This window comes from Billgrantia ethanolica (assembly GCF_021404305.1).
In the GTDB taxonomy this organism is placed as follows: Bacteria; Pseudomonadota; Gammaproteobacteria; order Pseudomonadales; family Halomonadaceae; genus Halomonas; species Halomonas ethanolica.
This window is the reverse complement of record NZ_JABFTX010000003.1, coordinates 674,159-691,780: the sequence shown is the minus strand read 5'-3', so window position 1 is coordinate 691,780 and position 17,622 is coordinate 674,159. Positions and strand designations below refer to the sequence as shown.

The window sequence follows — 17,622 nt, the reverse complement described above, 5'->3', positions numbered from 1 at the left end:
TCTGGATCAAGGGAGAATCCGATGCTCAATGACTTGCACATGACTGATGCGCTCATGGAGGTAGTCAGCAACGCCCGTGAGAAGGCCAACAGGCATGGGGAGCGCTTCAACATCTTCTCCATCCTAAGAGTGCATCGAAACGAAGCCGAGACCCACTCCAGGTTCCTGCATGAGCTGCTGAAACCTCTGGGTCGTCATGGCGAGGGACGAGCTTTTCTTCAGCTTTTTCTCGAGAACATCCTGGGCCTTCAAGCGTCCGGTGAAGGTCGCTATCGGGTCAGCCGTGAGCTAGCCACAGAAGAAAAGCGTCGAGTCGATATCGTCATCGAGTCTCCCGATACCATCGTTGGCATTGAGCTAAAAATTGATGCGCTCGACCAGATGGCACAGCTTTACGACTACTACCATGAGCTTGAACGGCGTGCAGGCGGTGAAAAGCGAATCGTTCTGGTCTACTTGACGCTGGATGGGAAAAGCCCGTCGGCCATGAGCCTGAATGGGTTGGGAAAAGAGAAGGTGGTCTGTCTTTCTTTTGCTGAAGACGTCTCACGCTGGTTGCAGGGCTGCATCGAGAAAAGCCAGCATAAGCCGGCTTTGGCTCACGCCATCCAGCAGTACCAGCAGTTGATTAGCAATCTTACAGGCAGGGGAGGAACGATGAACGATCTAGTGGCGGGCGAGCTGAGCAGTGACCTGGAGCGGTTCAAGGAAGCTCTCGAGGTCGAGAAGTCACTTCCCAAAGCCAAGGCCTCCGTGCAACAACTGTTCTGGCAAGAACTGAGAGAAGCTCTCGAGGCTCAGTTCGGCGTTACTCCGAGCGTTTATGGCGGCAAGAGCATCGCTGCCATCACCAAGGATTACTACACGAAAAACAGAAACAACAAACATGTCGGTCTCAAGATACCTATTTGTAGCCTGGGCGACCTAAATATCTGTCTCTACGTCAATCTCTATCATGCCATTCATTATGGCCTCAGGGTGGAAGATACCTCAGGCATTGCCGTCTCTTCCCCGGACCTGAAGGGTGTAGTCCGCAACGAAATGGGTAAGGGAAATGCTGTTGCTGATGGAGAGGCCGACTGGCTGGTCTGCTATTACTACAACCCGGTGGCCGGCGATGATGAAAAGATCATCAACTTCGACAACTTCAGCAGCGCCGCCATTGGCCTACTGGATGACGAGGTACGCCGCACATTGATTGCGGACATGGTGGCGCACCAGGTTGAGCTGGCTGCGCAAGCCAAAGCGTTGTGTAGCAGATAATAGCAATAGATGACGCGAATGCCGTAAATGGCTCGCGGAACAGGACCATCTTGAAATCGTTTTCTGCCAAGGCTGAAGGCGATGAGTAGGCAGGGGTAGCGCATGGCAGGTCCCGAGTATACAGAGGTCGAAAAGCCCTTCATCGATCAACTGGTCGGTCAGGGCTGGGAGTTCCTGGCCGGATCGGTGGACGATCCCGGCGCCACCCACCGGGAGAGCTTCGCCCAGGTAGTGATGGAGCCCTTGCTGCGCGAGCGGCTGCGCCGGATCAACCTGCGCGACGGCGAGCCTTGGCTCGATGAGGCGCGCCTGGATCAGGCAGTCGCCGCCATCACCCGGCTGCCGGCCAGCAAGGTGCTCGAGGCGAACCAGCAAGCCACCGAGCTGCTGATGAATGGCCTGCCGGTGGAGGGGCTGGGGGGCTGGGACGGCGGCCGCGGCCAGACCCTGCGCTACATCGACTGGGAGGAGCCCGCTAACAACGTCTTCACGGTGGTCAACCAGTTCAAGGTGAAGTGCCCGCCCGGTCACGATGGCGCCAAGGGCCACGTGATCCCGGATCTGGTGCTGTTCGTCAACGGCATCCCGCTGGTAGTGGTGGAGTGCAAGAGCCGCAGCGTGCCGGAGGGGATCAGCCAGGCAGTGGACCAACTGCGCCGCTACCACGACCAGCGCTTCCTGGAGGGCGAGGTCGGCGAGCACGAAGGCGCCCCGGCACTGTTCGCCACCAGCCAGTTCCTGGTAGCCAGCAACTTCGACGAGGCCCGTGTCGGCACCATCGGCGCCCGCTTCGCCCACTACCTGAGCTGGAAGACGGTGGCACCGATGCGCGAGGCGGAGGTGGCCATCGTTCTTGGCATGGCGGACCTCTCCGCCCAGCAGCGCCTGATTGCCGGCATGCTCACCCGGGCCAACCTGCTCGACATCGTGCGCCATTACACCCTGTTCATGAACGTCGGCGGCCAGACCATCAAGCTGGTGTGCCGCCACCAGCAGTTCCGCGGCGTCACCCGGGCCGTGGAGCGCCTGAAGAGCGGCAAGACGCGCCGCCAGGACGGCGAGGCCGACCGCCGTGGCGGCATCGTCTGGCACACCCAGGGCAGCGGCAAGAGCCTCTCCATGGTGTTTCTGGTGCGCAAGCTGCGCACCGACCCGACGCTACGCCGCCTCAAGGTGGTGGTGATCACCGACCGCAAGGACCTGCAGGCCCAGCTCTCCGCCACCGCCGAGCTCACCGGCGAGAGCGTCGAGAAGGCCGGCAACACCGCCCAGCTCAAGAAGCTGCTGGGCCGCGACGGCCCCGGCCTGGTGTTCGGCACCATTCAGAAGTACCGCGACCCGGACGCCGACGACGAAAACGAAACCGGAGAGACGTATGCGCGCGACGAAAGTGGGCTCGATAGCGGTCGCCGTGATGCTGCCGAACGGGGCGCCTCAGCTTCCTCAAGCTCGCCGAAGAAGCCCACCCTTAGTGAGCCCTTTGAGGTGCTCAATACCAGCGAGGATATCCTAATCCTGGTGGATGAGGCCCACCGTACCCAGGCCGGCGACCTACACGCCAACATGATGCGCGCCCTGCCCAACGCCGTCCGTATCGGCTTCACCGGCACGCCGATCATCATGGGTGACAAGAAGCGCACCCATGACATCTTTGGCGAGTACATCGACCGCTATACCATCAAGGAGGCCGAGCAGGACGGCGCCACGGTGCCGATCCTCTACGAGGGGCGCACCGCCAAGGGGGCAATCAAGGACGGCGCCAGCCTCGACGGCCTGTTCGAGGACTTGTTCCGCGACCACAGCAAGGAGGAGCTGGAGGCGATCAAGAAGAAGTACGCCACCAAGGGGCAGATCTTCGAGGCGCCGCAGCTGATCCAGGAGAAGGCCCAGGACATTCTGCGCCACTACGTCACCCACATCCTGCCAAACGGCTACAAGGCGCAGCTGGTGGCCTACAGCCGCCGGGCGGCCCTGCGCTACTTCGATGCCCTGGAGGCGGCCCGTGCCGAGCTGCTCGAGGAGGCGCTGGCGCTCTCCCACGAGAACAAGGCCCTGGACGACACTCAGCTGCTGACGCGCCCGCCCCGGGTCAAGGCTGCGATCCAGGCCTGGCGCTATCGCAAGGTGCTGGGCGAGCTGGAGTTCGCGGTGGTGTTTAGCAGCGGCAACAACGACGACGCCACCTGGGCCAGGTGGAGCGACCGCGCCGCCGTGGAGAGCCACATCAAGCGCTTCAAGAAGCCGCTGCCGCCGCTGGACGGGACAGTGCCCAAGGACCCGGCCAAGCACGATCCGCTGGCCTTCCTGATCGTCAAGAGCATGCTGCTGACCGGCTTCGATGCCCCTATTGAGGGGGTGATGTACCTGGATCGCTCATTGCGCGAGGCGGAGTTGCTGCAGGCCATCGCCCGCGTCAACCGCACCGGCCACGGCAAGACCCACGGCATCGTGGTGGACTACTTCGGCGTGGCCAACCACCTCAAGGAGGCGCTGGCCGCCTACAGCGAGGAGGACATCGAGGGAGCACTCCAGAGCCTCAAGGACGAGATTCCCCTGCTGCGCGATCGACACCTGCGTGTGATCGACGTGCTTCGAGGCCAGGGGGTGGACGACCTGGATGACACCGAGGAGGCGGTGCAGGCGCTCGCCGACGAGCGGGTGCGCGCCGAGTTCGTGGTCAAGCTCAAGGAGTTCAACCGCGGCCTGGATGACGTGCTGCCGCGCCCCGAGGGGCTCGAGTTCGTCAACGATGCCAAGCGACTGGCATATATCCATGCCCTGGCCCGGAACCGCTACAAAGACACCCCGGAGCTCGGCCGAGACATCGGCAACAAGGTGCGCAAGCTGATCGACGACTATGTCATCTCGCTCGGTATTGACCCGCGCATCCCGCCGGTGCAGCTCACCGACGCCGAGTTCGATGAGCACCTGGGACGCCAAGTGGGCGACCGGGCCAAGGCCTCGGAGATGGAGCACGCGGTACGCTCCCACGTCCGCAAGCACCTGGACGAGGACCCGGTAAAATACGGCCGGCTCAGCGAGCGCTTGGAGGAGCTGCTGGAACAGCTCGATGGCCAGTGGGCCGAGCAGGTGGAGGCGCTCAAAACGCTGATCCAGCAGCTGCGCGATGGCGCCCGGGTAGAGGGGGAAGAGATCCCCGAGATGCCGGCCCACGCCGAGCCCTTCTGGCGGGAGCTGGTGGCCAGCAGCGGCCGATCGGTGGAGGAGCTGGACGAAGCCAGCGCCCAGAGGCTGCTCGAGGCCACCGAGGAACTGGTTGGACTGATCCAGCAGGAGATCGCCATCCCCGACTTCTGGAAGCCCTCTCATATCCCCGATCAGGAGGCCCTGCGCCAGCACCTCTTCACCACCCTGATGATCAAACGCCTAGTGCCCTTCGAGCTGGCCAGCGAGGTGGCTCAGCGGCTGCTCGATCTCGCCCGCAGCAATCACGACAAGCTGGTGAATGCATGACGCTACTCGCCGTGGACGACCTCACACTCGAGGTGCGCGAGAGCTCGCGCCGCAAGACCCTTGAGATTACTGTGGATCGCGACGGCGAACTGGTCATCGCTGCGCCCACCGGTACCGACGAGCGGCTCCTGCGCGATTTCGTGATCGAAAAGCGGCTTTGGATCTACCGGAAACTGGCCGAGAAGGCCGAGCGCCGCCGCCGGCTGCCCCGCAAGGAATATGTCAACGGTGAGGGCTTTCTCTACTTGGGCCGAAGCTACCGTCTCAAACGCGTGGTCCAGGAGGAGCAGGACGCCCCGCTTAAGCTCGTTGCCGGACGCTTCCAGCTGCGCGAGAATGCCCTGGCCGACGCCCGGGAACACTTCATTCGCTGGTACAGCGCCCGCGCAAGCGACTGGCTTACTGCCAGGGTGAAGGAGCACGCCCTCCGAATGGGAGTAGAGCCTGCCGGCGTGAAGGTCCAGGACCTCGGCTACCGCTGGGGCTCCTGCGGCAAGGGCAACCGGGTCTACTTTCACTGGAAGACCATTTTGCTGCCTCGTCATATCGCCGAGTATGTGGTCGTCCATGAGTTGGTTCACTTGCACGAACCCCATCACACCCCCGTCTTCTGGCGCCGCCTCGAGCGAGCCATGCCGGATTATGAGCAGCGCAAGGCGTGGCTGGCCCGGCATGGGATAGAGGTGGAGGGGGTTTGATGGTGGCAGTGAAAAGTGTCCCGTATGAGGTGTGATGGTATTTACCTGACAGTTGGCCGCGCAGGCACTGGGTGTTGACACGCTTCGACGATCCTGGCTTTGAACTCGGCTGTAATTCGGCGGCGCCTTCGAGGCGCTTCCCATATGCTTAACTCACTAAAGTTAGGTGCCCACTAAGCACTAGGTGGACACCTACCTCACCGAATTCGAGACTCAGCGGAGGTGTATTCACCGGACGCTTACTTTATGAAGAACTTCCTGTTCGGAGATCTGAAAATAGCGTAGTACTCATATAAATTACAAATGAGCGTGAGCAAAAAGAGCACAACCAATTATATGCACCAAGGAGCTCAGTAGATGAGGTGGGGTACGTCGAGCAGGACAATCTGCTACACAACGTGACTAATCGCAAGGTGACCAAGTCGAAAACTGAAAAAGCTGAGCAGGTGTTAAGCTAGCAGAACTGCTGGTCGCCAACGCGTCATTGACCACACGTATATGTTCAAGGATCTGCTCAAGACCCTTTGGCTTGCCAAGGACATGGTTACCCCCTGAAAAATTCAAAAAAGTAGTATAATATGAGATCAGCACTAGCGTCGAGCCTTCGGACGACTCGCTAGTCCTACACGGTGCGATAACCTCAATATGCCTAATCAAGGCCCAGCGATTTCATCACCTCACTCTCACTGACCACGTCTGTAGTGACAACTGCATCCTTCAAGAGTAGTTTACCACTAAGCAGCCTGTCGAGATGGACGTCAAATGAATCAAATTCAGGGTGCAAGGCAGTTGGTATATGAATAGAGACAGCCCTCTTCTGCCCGATACGGTAAACCCTGTCAGTAGCCTGTGCCTCCTTGGCCGGGTTCCAGTGACGCTCCAGATGAATGACGTGGTTAGCACCCACGACTGTCAGGCCAACTCCCGCAGCGACAGGCGACATGATGATGATATTAAATCCTTCAACGGATTCGAATTGCTCTATCAGCCCCTTCCTTGTCAGACTATCACTTTTCTTTTCTACCGCAGATGTATCTCCATTGATGACATTAACGTCAAGCCCATAAATTCTATCGAGCCAGACCTTCATGAAGCGTTGTACATTTTTTGAAAGAATGAATACTATAACTTTCTCACGCGCGGCTTTAATTTCATCAAGAATATCCAGCATCACACTCATTTTTGCCGATTCCAGCATAATCTTTCGATATGAGTCAGGATCAGAAACAAGAGACTTCAGAGGCTCATTAGCACGCGGATGAAGAGATATCGCCCTCAGGTTCTGAAGCGTCGACAGAGCAAAGCCACGAACATCTTCTTCTTCAGCTCGACGCTTTCGATACATTTCAATCGCCTCATTATAAGCCAAGAGCTGGTAACCATTCATGGAGGAAGACAGCTTTGGGTTATAGGAGGCGCCATGGGTGGCAGTGGGAACACCACTAAGAATGCTCTTCGGAGGCAGGGCTTTTAGCTGATCTTCCTTGATACGACGCAGCATGAACGAACCAGCAGCTCTGCGTAAATCCTGCCCAACAGACTCACGAACAGAATTCCTCTCATCTTCACTGGCCCGAAGTATCGGAGTTACCCAGCGGTCTCTGAAATACACCCAGTCGCCCAGAAGTCCAGGCTGAGCGGTATCCATAAGGCACCAGAAATCACCGAGGGAGTTTTCCACAGGCGTGCCAGTCGCCAATATCTTGATGTCGCTATTGAGGCCTTTTGCCGCATGGGTCTGCAAAGTATTAGGATTTTTCAGGTTTTGTGCCTCGTCAAATATCACCATACCCCAGTCAACGAGACAGAGAGAGAGCTGATAGTCTCGAAGTGTTTGATAGGTGGTAATAACCAAGCGTCTATTTATATCCAGCCTCTTCAAGCCTGCGTCGGGGCCCACATGGAGTGCAAAGCGAATCTTGTCCTTATCCATCTGCCCCTCATCGTCCAGAAGGCCAGACGCCTGTACAGATTCTCGCTTCTCTCCCTTTTTCTTGAATTCGGCCAGGTCTCTTCCAGCCTGCAAGACCTTGACATCCTTGAAAGGAATGCTCTTGTAAGTCAGCGAAACCTCCTGCTCCCAATTCTCCAACAGGCTAAGAGGGGCAACGATCAGGATGGGTTTTTCTGTAAGTCCAGTATGTTTCCTATGAGAAAGATACTCATTGATGGCGACAAGTGACATGTATGTCTTACCCAGGCCCATGTCATCGGCTAGAAGTCCGCCTTGAATGCGCTCAAAGTTTTCACTATCGTCAAGAGCGCTTAACTCAACCAGCCGCAGCATCCAGTTCACACCCTCCGCCTGATGGGGGAAGGGTTGTCTGGCATAAGCCTCCCAGTCAGGCTGAATCTGCAGGTTGTGGCTATTGATCTTGGCTAATAATTCCTCGCCTATATCATCAGCATCTTTTACAATGACACCAACCTGGGTATCACTTTTCTCGGCAGATTCTTCAGTAGCAGCTATTGTCCCTTCTGGCTTCTCAAGTGAACTAACTATATTTGCAAGAATACTCTGCACATTACCCGAGTCGGATATATCGATGCTCTCTCCCTGAAAAACAACTGTCTGTGCTCCCTGCGAGTAAGCCGAATCAATTTTATCCTGAAGTTCAGCAAGCTCCTCATGGCTTTTAACTAATTTGTTTATGATTTCAGGTGGTGAAGCCGAGCTTTCGACACCGAACCAGTCGCTATCACCTTGACCCAAACCTCCAAAGTCCATGTGCTTTATCTTTCCTATACCAAGCACACGAACGGAGAAGCCGAGGTCCAGATTAACAAGGGAAGCATCAAGAAAGGCAGAGGGAGATTTTATAAAATCGGCAACACTATCTGCGGGAATTCGCCGATTATTCATGACCTCCTTGACAGCACTCATTTTCTTCTCGTCAAGTATTATAATATTATTTTTTATTCTAATTACGCCACCACGATCATCCAGATCCAGCTGTCCTAATCGCCCCTCTATCTCATCAAGCCCATAACCATCACCTACACTGGGGAAAAGCTCCAGACTGCCATCGGGCAACTGCTTTGCAATAACACCGACATCTTCGGCGGTTTCCACATTGATTCTTTCAAAGTGGCTAAGATCAATATTCATGCCACTGCGCTTTGACAGTTGCAACGTTGCCAGAAGCAAAAGGTTCTCACTGCTTGTCTTCAATGCTTCGGGGAGCTGTGAGTGCCTCTCCACAGCCTGAAAGGCTTGCAGCTGTGGCTGATCCAGAAGAAAGCGATTAGCAGACCCTATTTCCATCAACGCGCCTTTTATACTGCAACGCACCTGACCACCACCATGCTCTGGAAATATCTTTACAGAGAAAGACTTGCTGTTCGAGTGCCCATTAATGGAAACCTTGAACTCACCAGAAAAACGAGGTGGTAGTCCCAGAATTTCTGCCTGTTCATTATCAAGAGAGGCAGCCACACTCGCCTCGAGGCTGAAGCCATTAGGAAAACGCGAGGCCAACCCCTGCTCTTCAAGCATACGTAGCACAACGCCCTGCAGGTTAACGTTGGGCGCGCCTTCACCGGAAAGGAATCTGTCAAACTCCGATTTTTCAAGGTATAGCTTGACACCATCGGAATCAAACCTAACCTCAAAGTCTTCTGGACCGCCTTGACGGCCATCAGCATCAGGAAGAATCCTCTTGATGATTTCAGTAAGCCTATTTTTCATCACCCATCACCCCGCTATTTTTCAGCACCCTCTCGCCTTCGCCCGAGTTGATCCAGTTGAAGTTGGAGGCTTGTATGCAGTACCCTTGCAAGTCCGAATGAAGTACATGGTTGATAGCTTTTAAAGGAAGACCCAAATGCCTGGAAATATCCCTTGCCTTGCTATCAGGGCGCCTATGAAGATAGAGCAATATCTGAATAGCCAACGGTGAAAGCACACTATTAGAGCGACCGACGTTTAAATGGTTTTCTTTTTGATCAGCACCATCATCACTGGAAGCTTCACGAGATGACCGTGCTACATACCTTTTTGCCGGCATCACTACAGGAAGCCCAAACCGAGCAACATACCTTCTGTAATCCTCTCTGCTTAGGAGGGACTCTACATCCAAGCTGATTCCATTTTCCGCCAAAAAATTAAACACTTTATTCTGCCAAGCCGAAGGACTATGAACAACGGCTGTATACTCGAGACTAGGGTAGTCTTTCTTGTAAGAAGCAGGCACCATATTTGTTAAATCAAAGTGGGACAGGCTCGTCACTTCATAGCCCACATACTTACGGCTTGGCGGAGCCAGATATACCCAAAGCTTGAAGCTATGCGAGCCTTCAATCAAGTGGAAATCCCCACAGTCCAGATAGATAATTGCTTTGTCGGAAAGCTGCCCATCTAACTTTATGTAATTTACCTTCAACTCATTCTTTAAAATGTTTCTGACTGAATACTCGGCCTTGCTTCCAAGCATCAGCCTGGTACTCTTGATCAACTTGAGACGAAAAAGCCCTTCCAAGAAGGTTTTTCGGGCAGGGAACATCCTCTTCAGCTCAGTGTTGTCTGTAGCTTCACCATATTGCTCAAGCGCCTGAAGAAAGAGGCGTAGGTCCTGCTTGGAAAACCAACCCCGCACCTTTTCTACCCTTTGCTCACCAAGGGGTGCCCACCACTCCCGATAGCTCTTGACCCTGCTTGAGACACGAGGGTCGCCGGCTAAGCTCAGCATGAAATCCTGCCAGGCTTCACTAGCCTCCGTGGCACGGTCAATCAGCACCTCTAGCGCAGCATGGCCTACTCTTTTTCCTTGACTACCATATGGAGCCTTGGAGACATCGTGGTGCAACAGCTCATCGAAGATAGGAGACCACTCTTGCTCATCTATCTCGTGAAGTGTTTCTATATAGTAATGAGCACGACAGACATCAGCATATCGACCGCTATCAAACCCCTTCAAGCCAAACTTATATAATGCCTCCTCCAGCGTTATATCATTTTTAATGGAAAACTTGACAAGCTGTGCCGGCCCGTCAATCTTTAGAATCCAGTTTCCCTGTTGCTGGACGATTGAGACAAGATCGTCAGCAACCAACTCCTCATCAGGGATCTTTACTTTTTCTATCTGATGAACAAGCATACTCTCAAAGGCCTCTCTCAAGGCGCTATCATTTTCCCCAGAAATACGATCCAGATTATCAAACTCATTAAAGTAGAGCTGGATCATATTGAGAAGCGGCACCCTGCCTAGCCTGGGTTGTTGAGCGTCAACAATGATTTCAAGTAGCTTGGGGCTCATCAGCCTCTTTAGCACGTCTGGGTCATCAAGCCACAGTTGGGTCAGGGCCCGAACGGCTACCCTTTTCTGGAGCAGAGCCGGTAACACCCCAAAGTTTCGACTCCTTATCACATCTAGCAGCTTCTCTTCAGCCTTGAGGTAGGCATCGCCCCGGCCTACATCTGCCTGAACCTTTCTTGTCGATTCAGTAAGCTCGACCCATGGTTCAAGAGACAAAGAATTCCAGCTTATTTTGACAAGCTCGAGAGGGGGCAATATCACTGTGTATCACCTACAAATGCATCTTGAACTGCCCGATAATCTTCCACCGTGGGACGACGGATGGTAAACCTTATATCAATTCGCCGGTTAGCTCTGAGCTCTGCTTCGGTGTCTTGGAATTCTGTAACAGGCCGTGTTTCAGCATACCCACTGACAGAAAATATCGGCTGCCCGTCCTGATTTATCAAGCTATCCAGCCGCCGCCCCTCTGGTAGAACCTCTAACCAGTGCTGCCACAGGGAAATGGCACGGAAAGCCGAAAGCCCCCAGTTCCCCTTGCCCATCATTCCCTGATACGGTCGATTGTCGGTATGACCTTCAACAAAAATGGTATCTAAATATTCCACCCGGTCACCTTGAAGTATTACGTCCGCAAGAACATTTCCAATTTGAGTCGCTGTGTCCTGATACTGGGGTCCAAGATCAAATTCAGCTGTCTCAAAGCCGAGAATATCATTCGGTATACTCAGTACTGTGTCGTTCTCGCTGACCGAAACACGTATTCCCCTACGCTGCAGCTCCTCGGCTGCTTCATGCAATATCGTTCTTCTCACTTCTTCAGCTTGTCGCAGCATTTGAATTTCTTCAGTAAACTCTTGCTGCTGCTCCTCCAACTGCTCCCTGATCTCCATTAGCTGCACAATAAGCACGACTGACGCCAGAATGAAAATTATTAGCAGCACCGACATGATATCTGAAAAAGACATCCAATATGGATTCTCTTCGTCTACCTGGGGCTTTCCACGCCTATAAAAACTCATTAGCGACGCTCCAGGTCATCCACAACACCACTTATTGCTGTGACGGTCCTCTTCATCTGATCGGCAAACGATAGCGTGTTGGTATTCCAGGCTTCCATTCTCTCCGAAACTTGCTCGCGAACCTCCTGGCTATATGCCTTAAGCCACGCTTCAGCTTGCTTCTCAATGTTTTCTACCTGCTCACTCAGTGAATCACCCAGCTGCGTAAATTCATCACGCAACTTACTGATAAATTCTTCATTACGGTTCCCAAGCTCGCTGAAACCTTCATTAGCAAATTTAGCAGCAGAATCAAGCTGACGCGCAGCGTCGCTGATCGTCTCCTGCATGCTCGCAAGCGTCCGCGCGTGCTCGGAGATACCGGTTAGCACTTCACTATTCTTGGTTGACACTTTCTCCAAACTTTCCGTGACGGAACTGACTCTTTCATCAAGAAGCACTGTGGCCTTGTGAAGATTGGCCGACAAGGTTCCTAGCTGGGTAGAACTATTTGCCATGTTCTGACTACTACGTTCGGCAGAACTCGCCACCTCACTTAGCGAAGTAGAGAGCTTTTCGTATTGGGATGATATGCTTGTCAAGTGCTGGTTGGCACTTCTGGATGCCTCACCAACCTGTCGCATCAACTCTTGTTGTTCATTGACAAGCTTTTCTACCAGATCACCGAACCGTTTTTCGATTGCCTTTTGCTGCTCCTCAAACCGAGCTGCGCGCACCTGATCCCGTTCCTCTGCAAAGGCAACCTGGCGTGCAAGCGCCGCAGCCTGGCCTTCAGATATCTTCTGTAGACTTTCTTCATGTGTTCGCTTCCGTTGCTCATTCAGCTCAGATGCCTGATGGAACTGTGTATCCATCGACTCTGTCATGCGTTCCATGAAGGATTCAAACTTCTCCGCCAGCGCAGACTGCTGCTCCACGGCTGTCTCGCGTTGCCTGTCAAGGTGCTTGGATAGCTCGCGAGATGTGGTTTCTACATGCTCACCGCTTTTCTGTTGCTGCTCAGTTAGCTTCGTGAAGAGTTCGTCCATCCTTGTACTCATTGAGCTTACTGCCTGATTCACCTCTTCAGCAGCAGTTCCAAGTGCCTTGGTTTGTTCACTCCCTGCCGTCTTCATACCCTCCATGAAATTCGAAACAAGCTTTTCAAGGACCTCATTTGATTGATTGCTTGCGTTATCAACCAGGGCCTGTATGGCCGGAGCCATGACATTGTTAAGCGAGTCTGAAATAGCCTGCTGCATGGCCTCGCTCATCCCCGAAACGGTTTCCTGAAGCCTGTCTCCAATACGCTCGTGAAGTTCCTGAAGTGCCTCCTTGCTTGCCTGACTGGACTCAGCAATATGGATAAGGGAGTGCTCAGCTGGCATTCTTTGATAGAGAAAGTCAATAGTATGCTGGAGATTGTTGATACGCCTCAGAGCACTTCTTTCCACAAGCTTTTCGATAACATTAAGTAGCAGGCTCAGCCCAATGCCCCATACTGATGTCAAAAAGGCAATAGCGGCTCCATTTATCATGCTCGCGATACCCACCCTGAGGGTATCGACATCATCAGCATCGACCTGGAGTCCCCTCAAGCCAATTGTTAAGCCAACAAAAGTACCCAGAACACCAATCGCAGTAAGAAAAGTTGGTGTTGCTGCCAGCAACCGGCTTGACGTCAAGCCGTAGGCTAGTGTTCTTCCGTTGAAGAAATGGTCAGCATCCAAAGTATTGTAGAGCTTATCCTTATCAGGAGAATAAACCAGGCTTTCGTCAAATTCTTCCCACAGCTTTCCAGCATTGACGCCTGATTTTTGCGCCTTTTTCAGGATTTCCTGCCGCTTCCAGGCCAGCTCTTCTCGCGTCTGCCCTTTTATCAAGCTTTCAACTAACCTGACACTTTTACGATACTTCATGTAATAGTGAAAAAGTGACAAGACAGCGATAATCATGATCGCCATCATACCCAACCAGAACCAGTCGCTCACCACAAGCTCCTGATACCGGGATATATTCATGGCATTAAAATTGGGAAGAAGATGCGAAACTGACTCAATCATAATTTACACTACCCGATAACTTTAATGAAAAACCACCCAACATTGATGCGCAGTATCGGATTGCTGACACCCTTCTCGAACCGCCCTGACTCATCCATGCCCTTGTATCTATGCCTCTAGCATGCCAGCTGCGGGAAATCCATATTAGTACTGAGGATTGAGTATTCTTCATCCTTGCGAGCCCCCCTTCATGCAGTGACCTGCCGTACCAACTGGTGTAAGGTCTGACAGCAGGTAAGGTGCTTGGCGTACTAGCCGAGTTAGCGCATCCTTATAGTATTAAAATTAATTACCAACAAATCATCACCCCTTATACTTCTTACTTGACTGCCATAGAGGCATATCTCTAATTTCTCTCCAGGACTTGTAAAAAAGCGGTAAAGCAATAAATGAAATTGGCGCATAAAACCAGCTGGGTTTTAAGAATGTGTTTTCTTTAGATGAAAAAGGGATCCAACTTTCCGTCACTACCACTTGAGAAGAAGGAAAGGCATGAGGCAAGAACATACCCACAAAAGTGACAGCAAACCCAGACATGATAAAAATCTCACTCTTCCAACCCATGAAATTCCTACCTTTTGCTGCCAATGCATAATTGAAGGTAGTCATAGCCACTATATAGGCAAACAATATTGACAGCGTCCTGGCTGTGCTTGGAGGGATAAGCTTTCCTAACTCCTCGTTCTGAATCACCACGATCCCAGCAAATAGAACCATACAAGAAAACGCCGCCAATGAAAAAAGGCGCAAGACAAACCCTGATCGCTTAGTAACATCTAAGCTCATCTCTCACCCTCTTCAAATTTTCTCTGAGCGCCTTTCACCTTTAGCCATGCGCGTAAAAATTCTTTAGCTAAGAAAAAAAAAACATCCCAATGCCAACAGAGGCCACAAGCTCACAGCAGTTTTTCCCATCTGATCAATCATTCCATTTAATGAAAAGCCTGTAGCAAAAATCAAACCGGTGAGTGCTAATACACCTTGCCACCTGCGTAAAAGCAAAGCTACTGATCTTCCAGCCGTCACAAGCAATGGCAAAACAATCGGGACTGCCATTTTTAAGTCACCTTTTTCTGGTAAAGTTGTTCAAAAAATCCCCCCTCGCTACCCAATAGTCCTCCTCCCGATCCGCGCGGAAGAATGATGTTTGGGACTCCACTGTGGATTCCCAGGGGCCGTTGGGGGCTTGATAGGTCTTGTGGACCACGCTTTCTTGCACGGTATTGAGATCGAATAGCTTTTTCTGGCGGTCGGGCAGCGCATCGACCTGCTTCAGGGGCCATTGCCAGAGCGCGTACCAGCAGTCCAGCAGGAGCTTGAGGCGCCGGTAGGGCGCAGCGCTGCGGGCGCTGTTATTGAAGATGCCCCGAGCGCGGATGTAGTCCTTAGCCTGTATTCTAGTATGTCGCTCCTCGACCTCCCCTTGGCCCCACAGGGCGTGGGTGTCCTGGGTGAGTTGACACCGGTCCTGGGCGAGCATCCCAATGTGTTCGCGCCACAGGCGATCCACGGCATCACGGAGTGTCTTCAGGGGGCGGGGCTCGTTGTTGCCCAGTGGGGCACAGAAGGCCTTATTCCACTTCTTGATCGATCTGAACGTCACTGGGCGTAACTGCCCGGCCCCCTTATCGCTGTAAACGACTATGCCGGGGTCGGGGAGCAGGCAGTGGTAGATCTCCCCTTCCATTCGGGCCCCGATCAGGCTGTTGCCGCTAAAGAGCTGGTAGCAGAAACAGGGCATGCTATGGCCGCCGGTGAGTGATTTGAGCCACAGCGCGACCTCGGCCAGTCCCACTTTGATGGGGCCGGCCCGGTGAATAATCCATTCGGAATCGCTTATGACCACCCGCGCACCGGGGGCGTACTGCGCCTGCATACCACCTCTCCTGAGCCAGAGCGCTATCGAGGATGAGGTGGCCATGCTGGCAAGCGACCCGACATCCCATACGTACGTTTTAATTCGTTATTGTCAGGGTTGTGACCCATTTTTACTTAGCTTAACACTCGTGCCGTTTTCCTCCATAGCCTACGACACCATCCCTTAGTACTAGACAGATGCGTCATCACACCGAAGCGCTGCGACTCCCGAGATCACCCCAGCGTCGTCTAAACCCCAGTAGTATCCGCTGGTCTTGAGAACCAGCTTAGGGAGGTCGTGCGACAATTTGTGTCGCTATAGACTTTCGAGCGCTGTGTTGCCGGCCAGACCTGAGGCGCTCTGACCTTTCCCCCAGAAACCGGTCCACCGTCGATGTGAGATTTCCGCTACGTTTACCCTGATAGCAGGAGATCTCGCGATGAAGCGTAACCGACATACCGAAGAGCAGATCATCAGCATACTCAAGGCCAACGAGCGCGGCGTCTCGATCGCCGAGCTGGCTCGACAGAACGGCGTGACCGAGCAGACCATTTAGCGCTGGAAGGCCATGTACAGCGGCATGGAAGTCTCGGAGGCCAAGCGCCTGCGCGAGCTGGAGCCCGAGAACGCCCGGCTCAAGAAGCTGCTGGCGGAAAACGCTCTCGATAATGCTGCCCTCAAGGAGATCGTTTTGGGAAATCGGTGACGCCCGAAGCGAAGCGGCACGCGGTGAAGCACCTGGTGACAGGCGGCTGGCTCAGCCAGCGAGGTGCCTGCCGATTGCTGGGCCTGGCAAGGTCGGTAGCCCGGTACCAGGCGATGCCGCGTGACGATGCGCCGCTTCGGCCCGCCTACAAGCCTTGGCGACCTGCTATCCCCGCTATGGCTACTTGCTGCTGCATGCCTTGTTGCGCCAGGAGGGTTTGGTGATCAATCGCAAGCGTACCTACCGGCTGTATTGTGAGCATGGCCTTCAAGTTCGGAGCCGGCGGCGCAAGCGGCTGATTCGGCAAAGGACACCGATGCCACTGCCGGCCCGCCCCAGCCAGCGCTGATCGATGGACTTCGTGTCGGATCAGTTGGCCTCGGGGCGTCGGTTTCGCGTGCTGAACATCGTGGACGACTTTAGCCGCGAGTGTGTCGGGCAACTGACGGACACGTCCATTTCAGGACGTCGGCTGGCCCGGTTCCTCGACGAGATCGCGCAGCAGCGCTCACTGCCAGCCTCGATTGTTTGCGATAACGGGCCGGAGCTGACCAGTAAGGCAATGTTCTTCTGGTCACGTGAGCGGAAGGTAACACTGGCGTTCATCCAGCCGGGCAAGCCGACGCAGAACGCCTTCATCGAGAGCTTCAACGGCAAGTTCCGAGACAGCGGCCTCAACCAGCACTGATTCCTGAGCCTGGCGGATGCACGACACGAAATCAGTCGATGGAGAACCCACTACAACCATGTCAGACCGCACAGCTCGCTGGGCTATTTGCCACCCGTGGCCTATGCCCAGCAATGTGCCTGACGGAGCGGTTCCTCACATTGATGACGGACCTAAACCAGGGAGAAGGTCAGCTTCGATGACGACAAAGGGTAAGGGGGAACAATGGGTATCAAGAACAAGGCCACCACGGGTATACAGGTAGCCGTAACGATCTTGGAAAAGTGGGGTGCCACCGTTGAACAGGGCACAGCGATCTTACGCGTCTCTCCCGATACCTATGCCCAGGCAAAGCAACAAAATCCAGAATGGCAGATCATTCTGGATGAGGATCAGCTTGCTCGCATCAGCTACGTACTGAATATTCATGCGGCGCTACGAGTACTGTTTGACAATCCTGACAACCTTTATGGCTTCATGGCGATGCCCAATTACAACGAAGGCTTCGATGGCCGCTCTGCCCTGGAAGTCATCGCTGCCGGCGACATCGGTGCACTACGCGAGACGTGGCTGCACGTGAACATGGAGCGTCCAGCGGTCATCAATGATGAAGGCCGGGTTAGGCTCTAACCATGGA

General features: G+C 53.9%; 11 protein-coding genes and 1 pseudogene. 5 read left to right on the top strand and 7 right to left on the bottom strand.

Translation table 11 applies throughout. The annotated features are described in order from the left end of the window. Positions 1-21: 21 nt before the first annotated feature. The 3 genes from HOP53_RS16430 (at position 22) to HOP53_RS16420 (ending at position 5,435) form a co-directional block, all read left to right on the top strand. A complete protein-coding gene (locus tag HOP53_RS16430; protein ID WP_234271021.1) occupies positions 22-1,263 on the top strand; it encodes a PDDEXK-like family protein in 1,242 nt (413 codons plus the stop codon). 102 nt (positions 1,264-1,365) lie between these two features. Beyond that, positions 1,366-4,737 (top strand): type I restriction endonuclease subunit R, encoded by a 3,372-nt coding sequence (locus HOP53_RS16425; RefSeq protein WP_234271020.1) that lies wholly within the window; start codon positions 1,366-1,368, stop codon positions 4,735-4,737. Continuing rightward, a complete protein-coding gene (locus HOP53_RS16420) occupies positions 4,734-5,435 on the top strand; it encodes a M48 family metallopeptidase (protein WP_234271019.1) in 702 nt (233 codons plus the stop codon). Before HOP53_RS16425 ends, HOP53_RS16420 begins: the two co-directional genes overlap by 4 nt. Before the next feature lie 649 nt (positions 5,436-6,084). On the opposite strand, the gene HOP53_RS16415 is transcribed toward HOP53_RS16420, so the two are convergent. The 7 genes from HOP53_RS16415 to HOP53_RS16385 all read right to left on the bottom strand — a co-directional run bounded on the left by HOP53_RS16415 (position 6,085) and on the right by HOP53_RS16385 (position 15,630). Then, complete coding sequence (locus tag HOP53_RS16415; RefSeq protein ID WP_234271018.1) at positions 6,085-9,123, bottom strand: DEAD/DEAH box helicase; 3,039 nt, start codon at positions 9,121-9,123, stop codon at positions 6,085-6,087. Then, entirely contained in the window at positions 9,113-10,951 is a 1,839-nt protein-coding gene (locus tag HOP53_RS16410) for an EH signature domain-containing protein (RefSeq protein WP_234271017.1), read from the bottom strand. The genes HOP53_RS16415 and HOP53_RS16410 overlap by 11 nt, the downstream gene beginning before the upstream one ends. Beyond that, positions 10,948-11,712: an OmpA/MotB family protein gene (locus tag HOP53_RS16405; RefSeq protein ID WP_234271016.1), complete on the bottom strand. Its 765-nt coding sequence runs from the start codon at positions 11,710-11,712 to the stop codon at positions 10,948-10,950. The genes HOP53_RS16410 and HOP53_RS16405 overlap by 4 nt, the downstream gene beginning before the upstream one ends. After that, the gene (gene zorA, locus HOP53_RS16400) at positions 11,712-13,682 is read right to left on the bottom strand and encodes an anti-phage ZorAB system protein ZorA (RefSeq protein ID WP_234271015.1); all 1,971 of its coding nucleotides are present in this window, start codon (positions 13,680-13,682) and stop codon (positions 11,712-11,714) included. Before zorA ends, HOP53_RS16405 begins: the two co-directional genes overlap by 1 nt. A gap of 375 nt (positions 13,683-14,057) precedes the next feature. After that, positions 14,058-14,540, bottom strand: coding sequence for a hypothetical protein (locus tag HOP53_RS16395; protein WP_234271014.1), 483 nt, complete (start codon positions 14,538-14,540; stop codon positions 14,058-14,060). Between the two features lie 63 nt (positions 14,541-14,603). After that, positions 14,604-14,810, bottom strand: a complete 207-nt coding sequence (locus tag HOP53_RS16390) for a hypothetical protein (RefSeq protein WP_234271013.1) — start codon at positions 14,808-14,810, stop codon at positions 14,604-14,606. 7 nt (positions 14,811-14,817) lie between these two features. Beyond that, positions 14,818-15,630 carry a hypothetical protein gene (locus HOP53_RS16385; RefSeq protein ID WP_234271012.1) on the bottom strand — a complete coding sequence of 271 codons (813 nt, stop codon included), beginning with the start codon at positions 15,628-15,630 and terminating at the stop codon, positions 14,818-14,820. Positions 15,631-16,051: 421 nt separating this feature from the next. Between HOP53_RS16385 and HOP53_RS16380 the strand changes: the two are divergent. Continuing rightward, positions 16,052-17,129 (top strand): annotated as a pseudogene (locus tag HOP53_RS16380) (IS3 family transposase). Between the two features lie 81 nt (positions 17,130-17,210). Next, entirely contained in the window at positions 17,211-17,615 is a 405-nt protein-coding gene (locus tag HOP53_RS16375) for a hypothetical protein (protein ID WP_234271011.1), read from the top strand. Positions 17,616-17,622 lie beyond the last annotated feature (7 nt).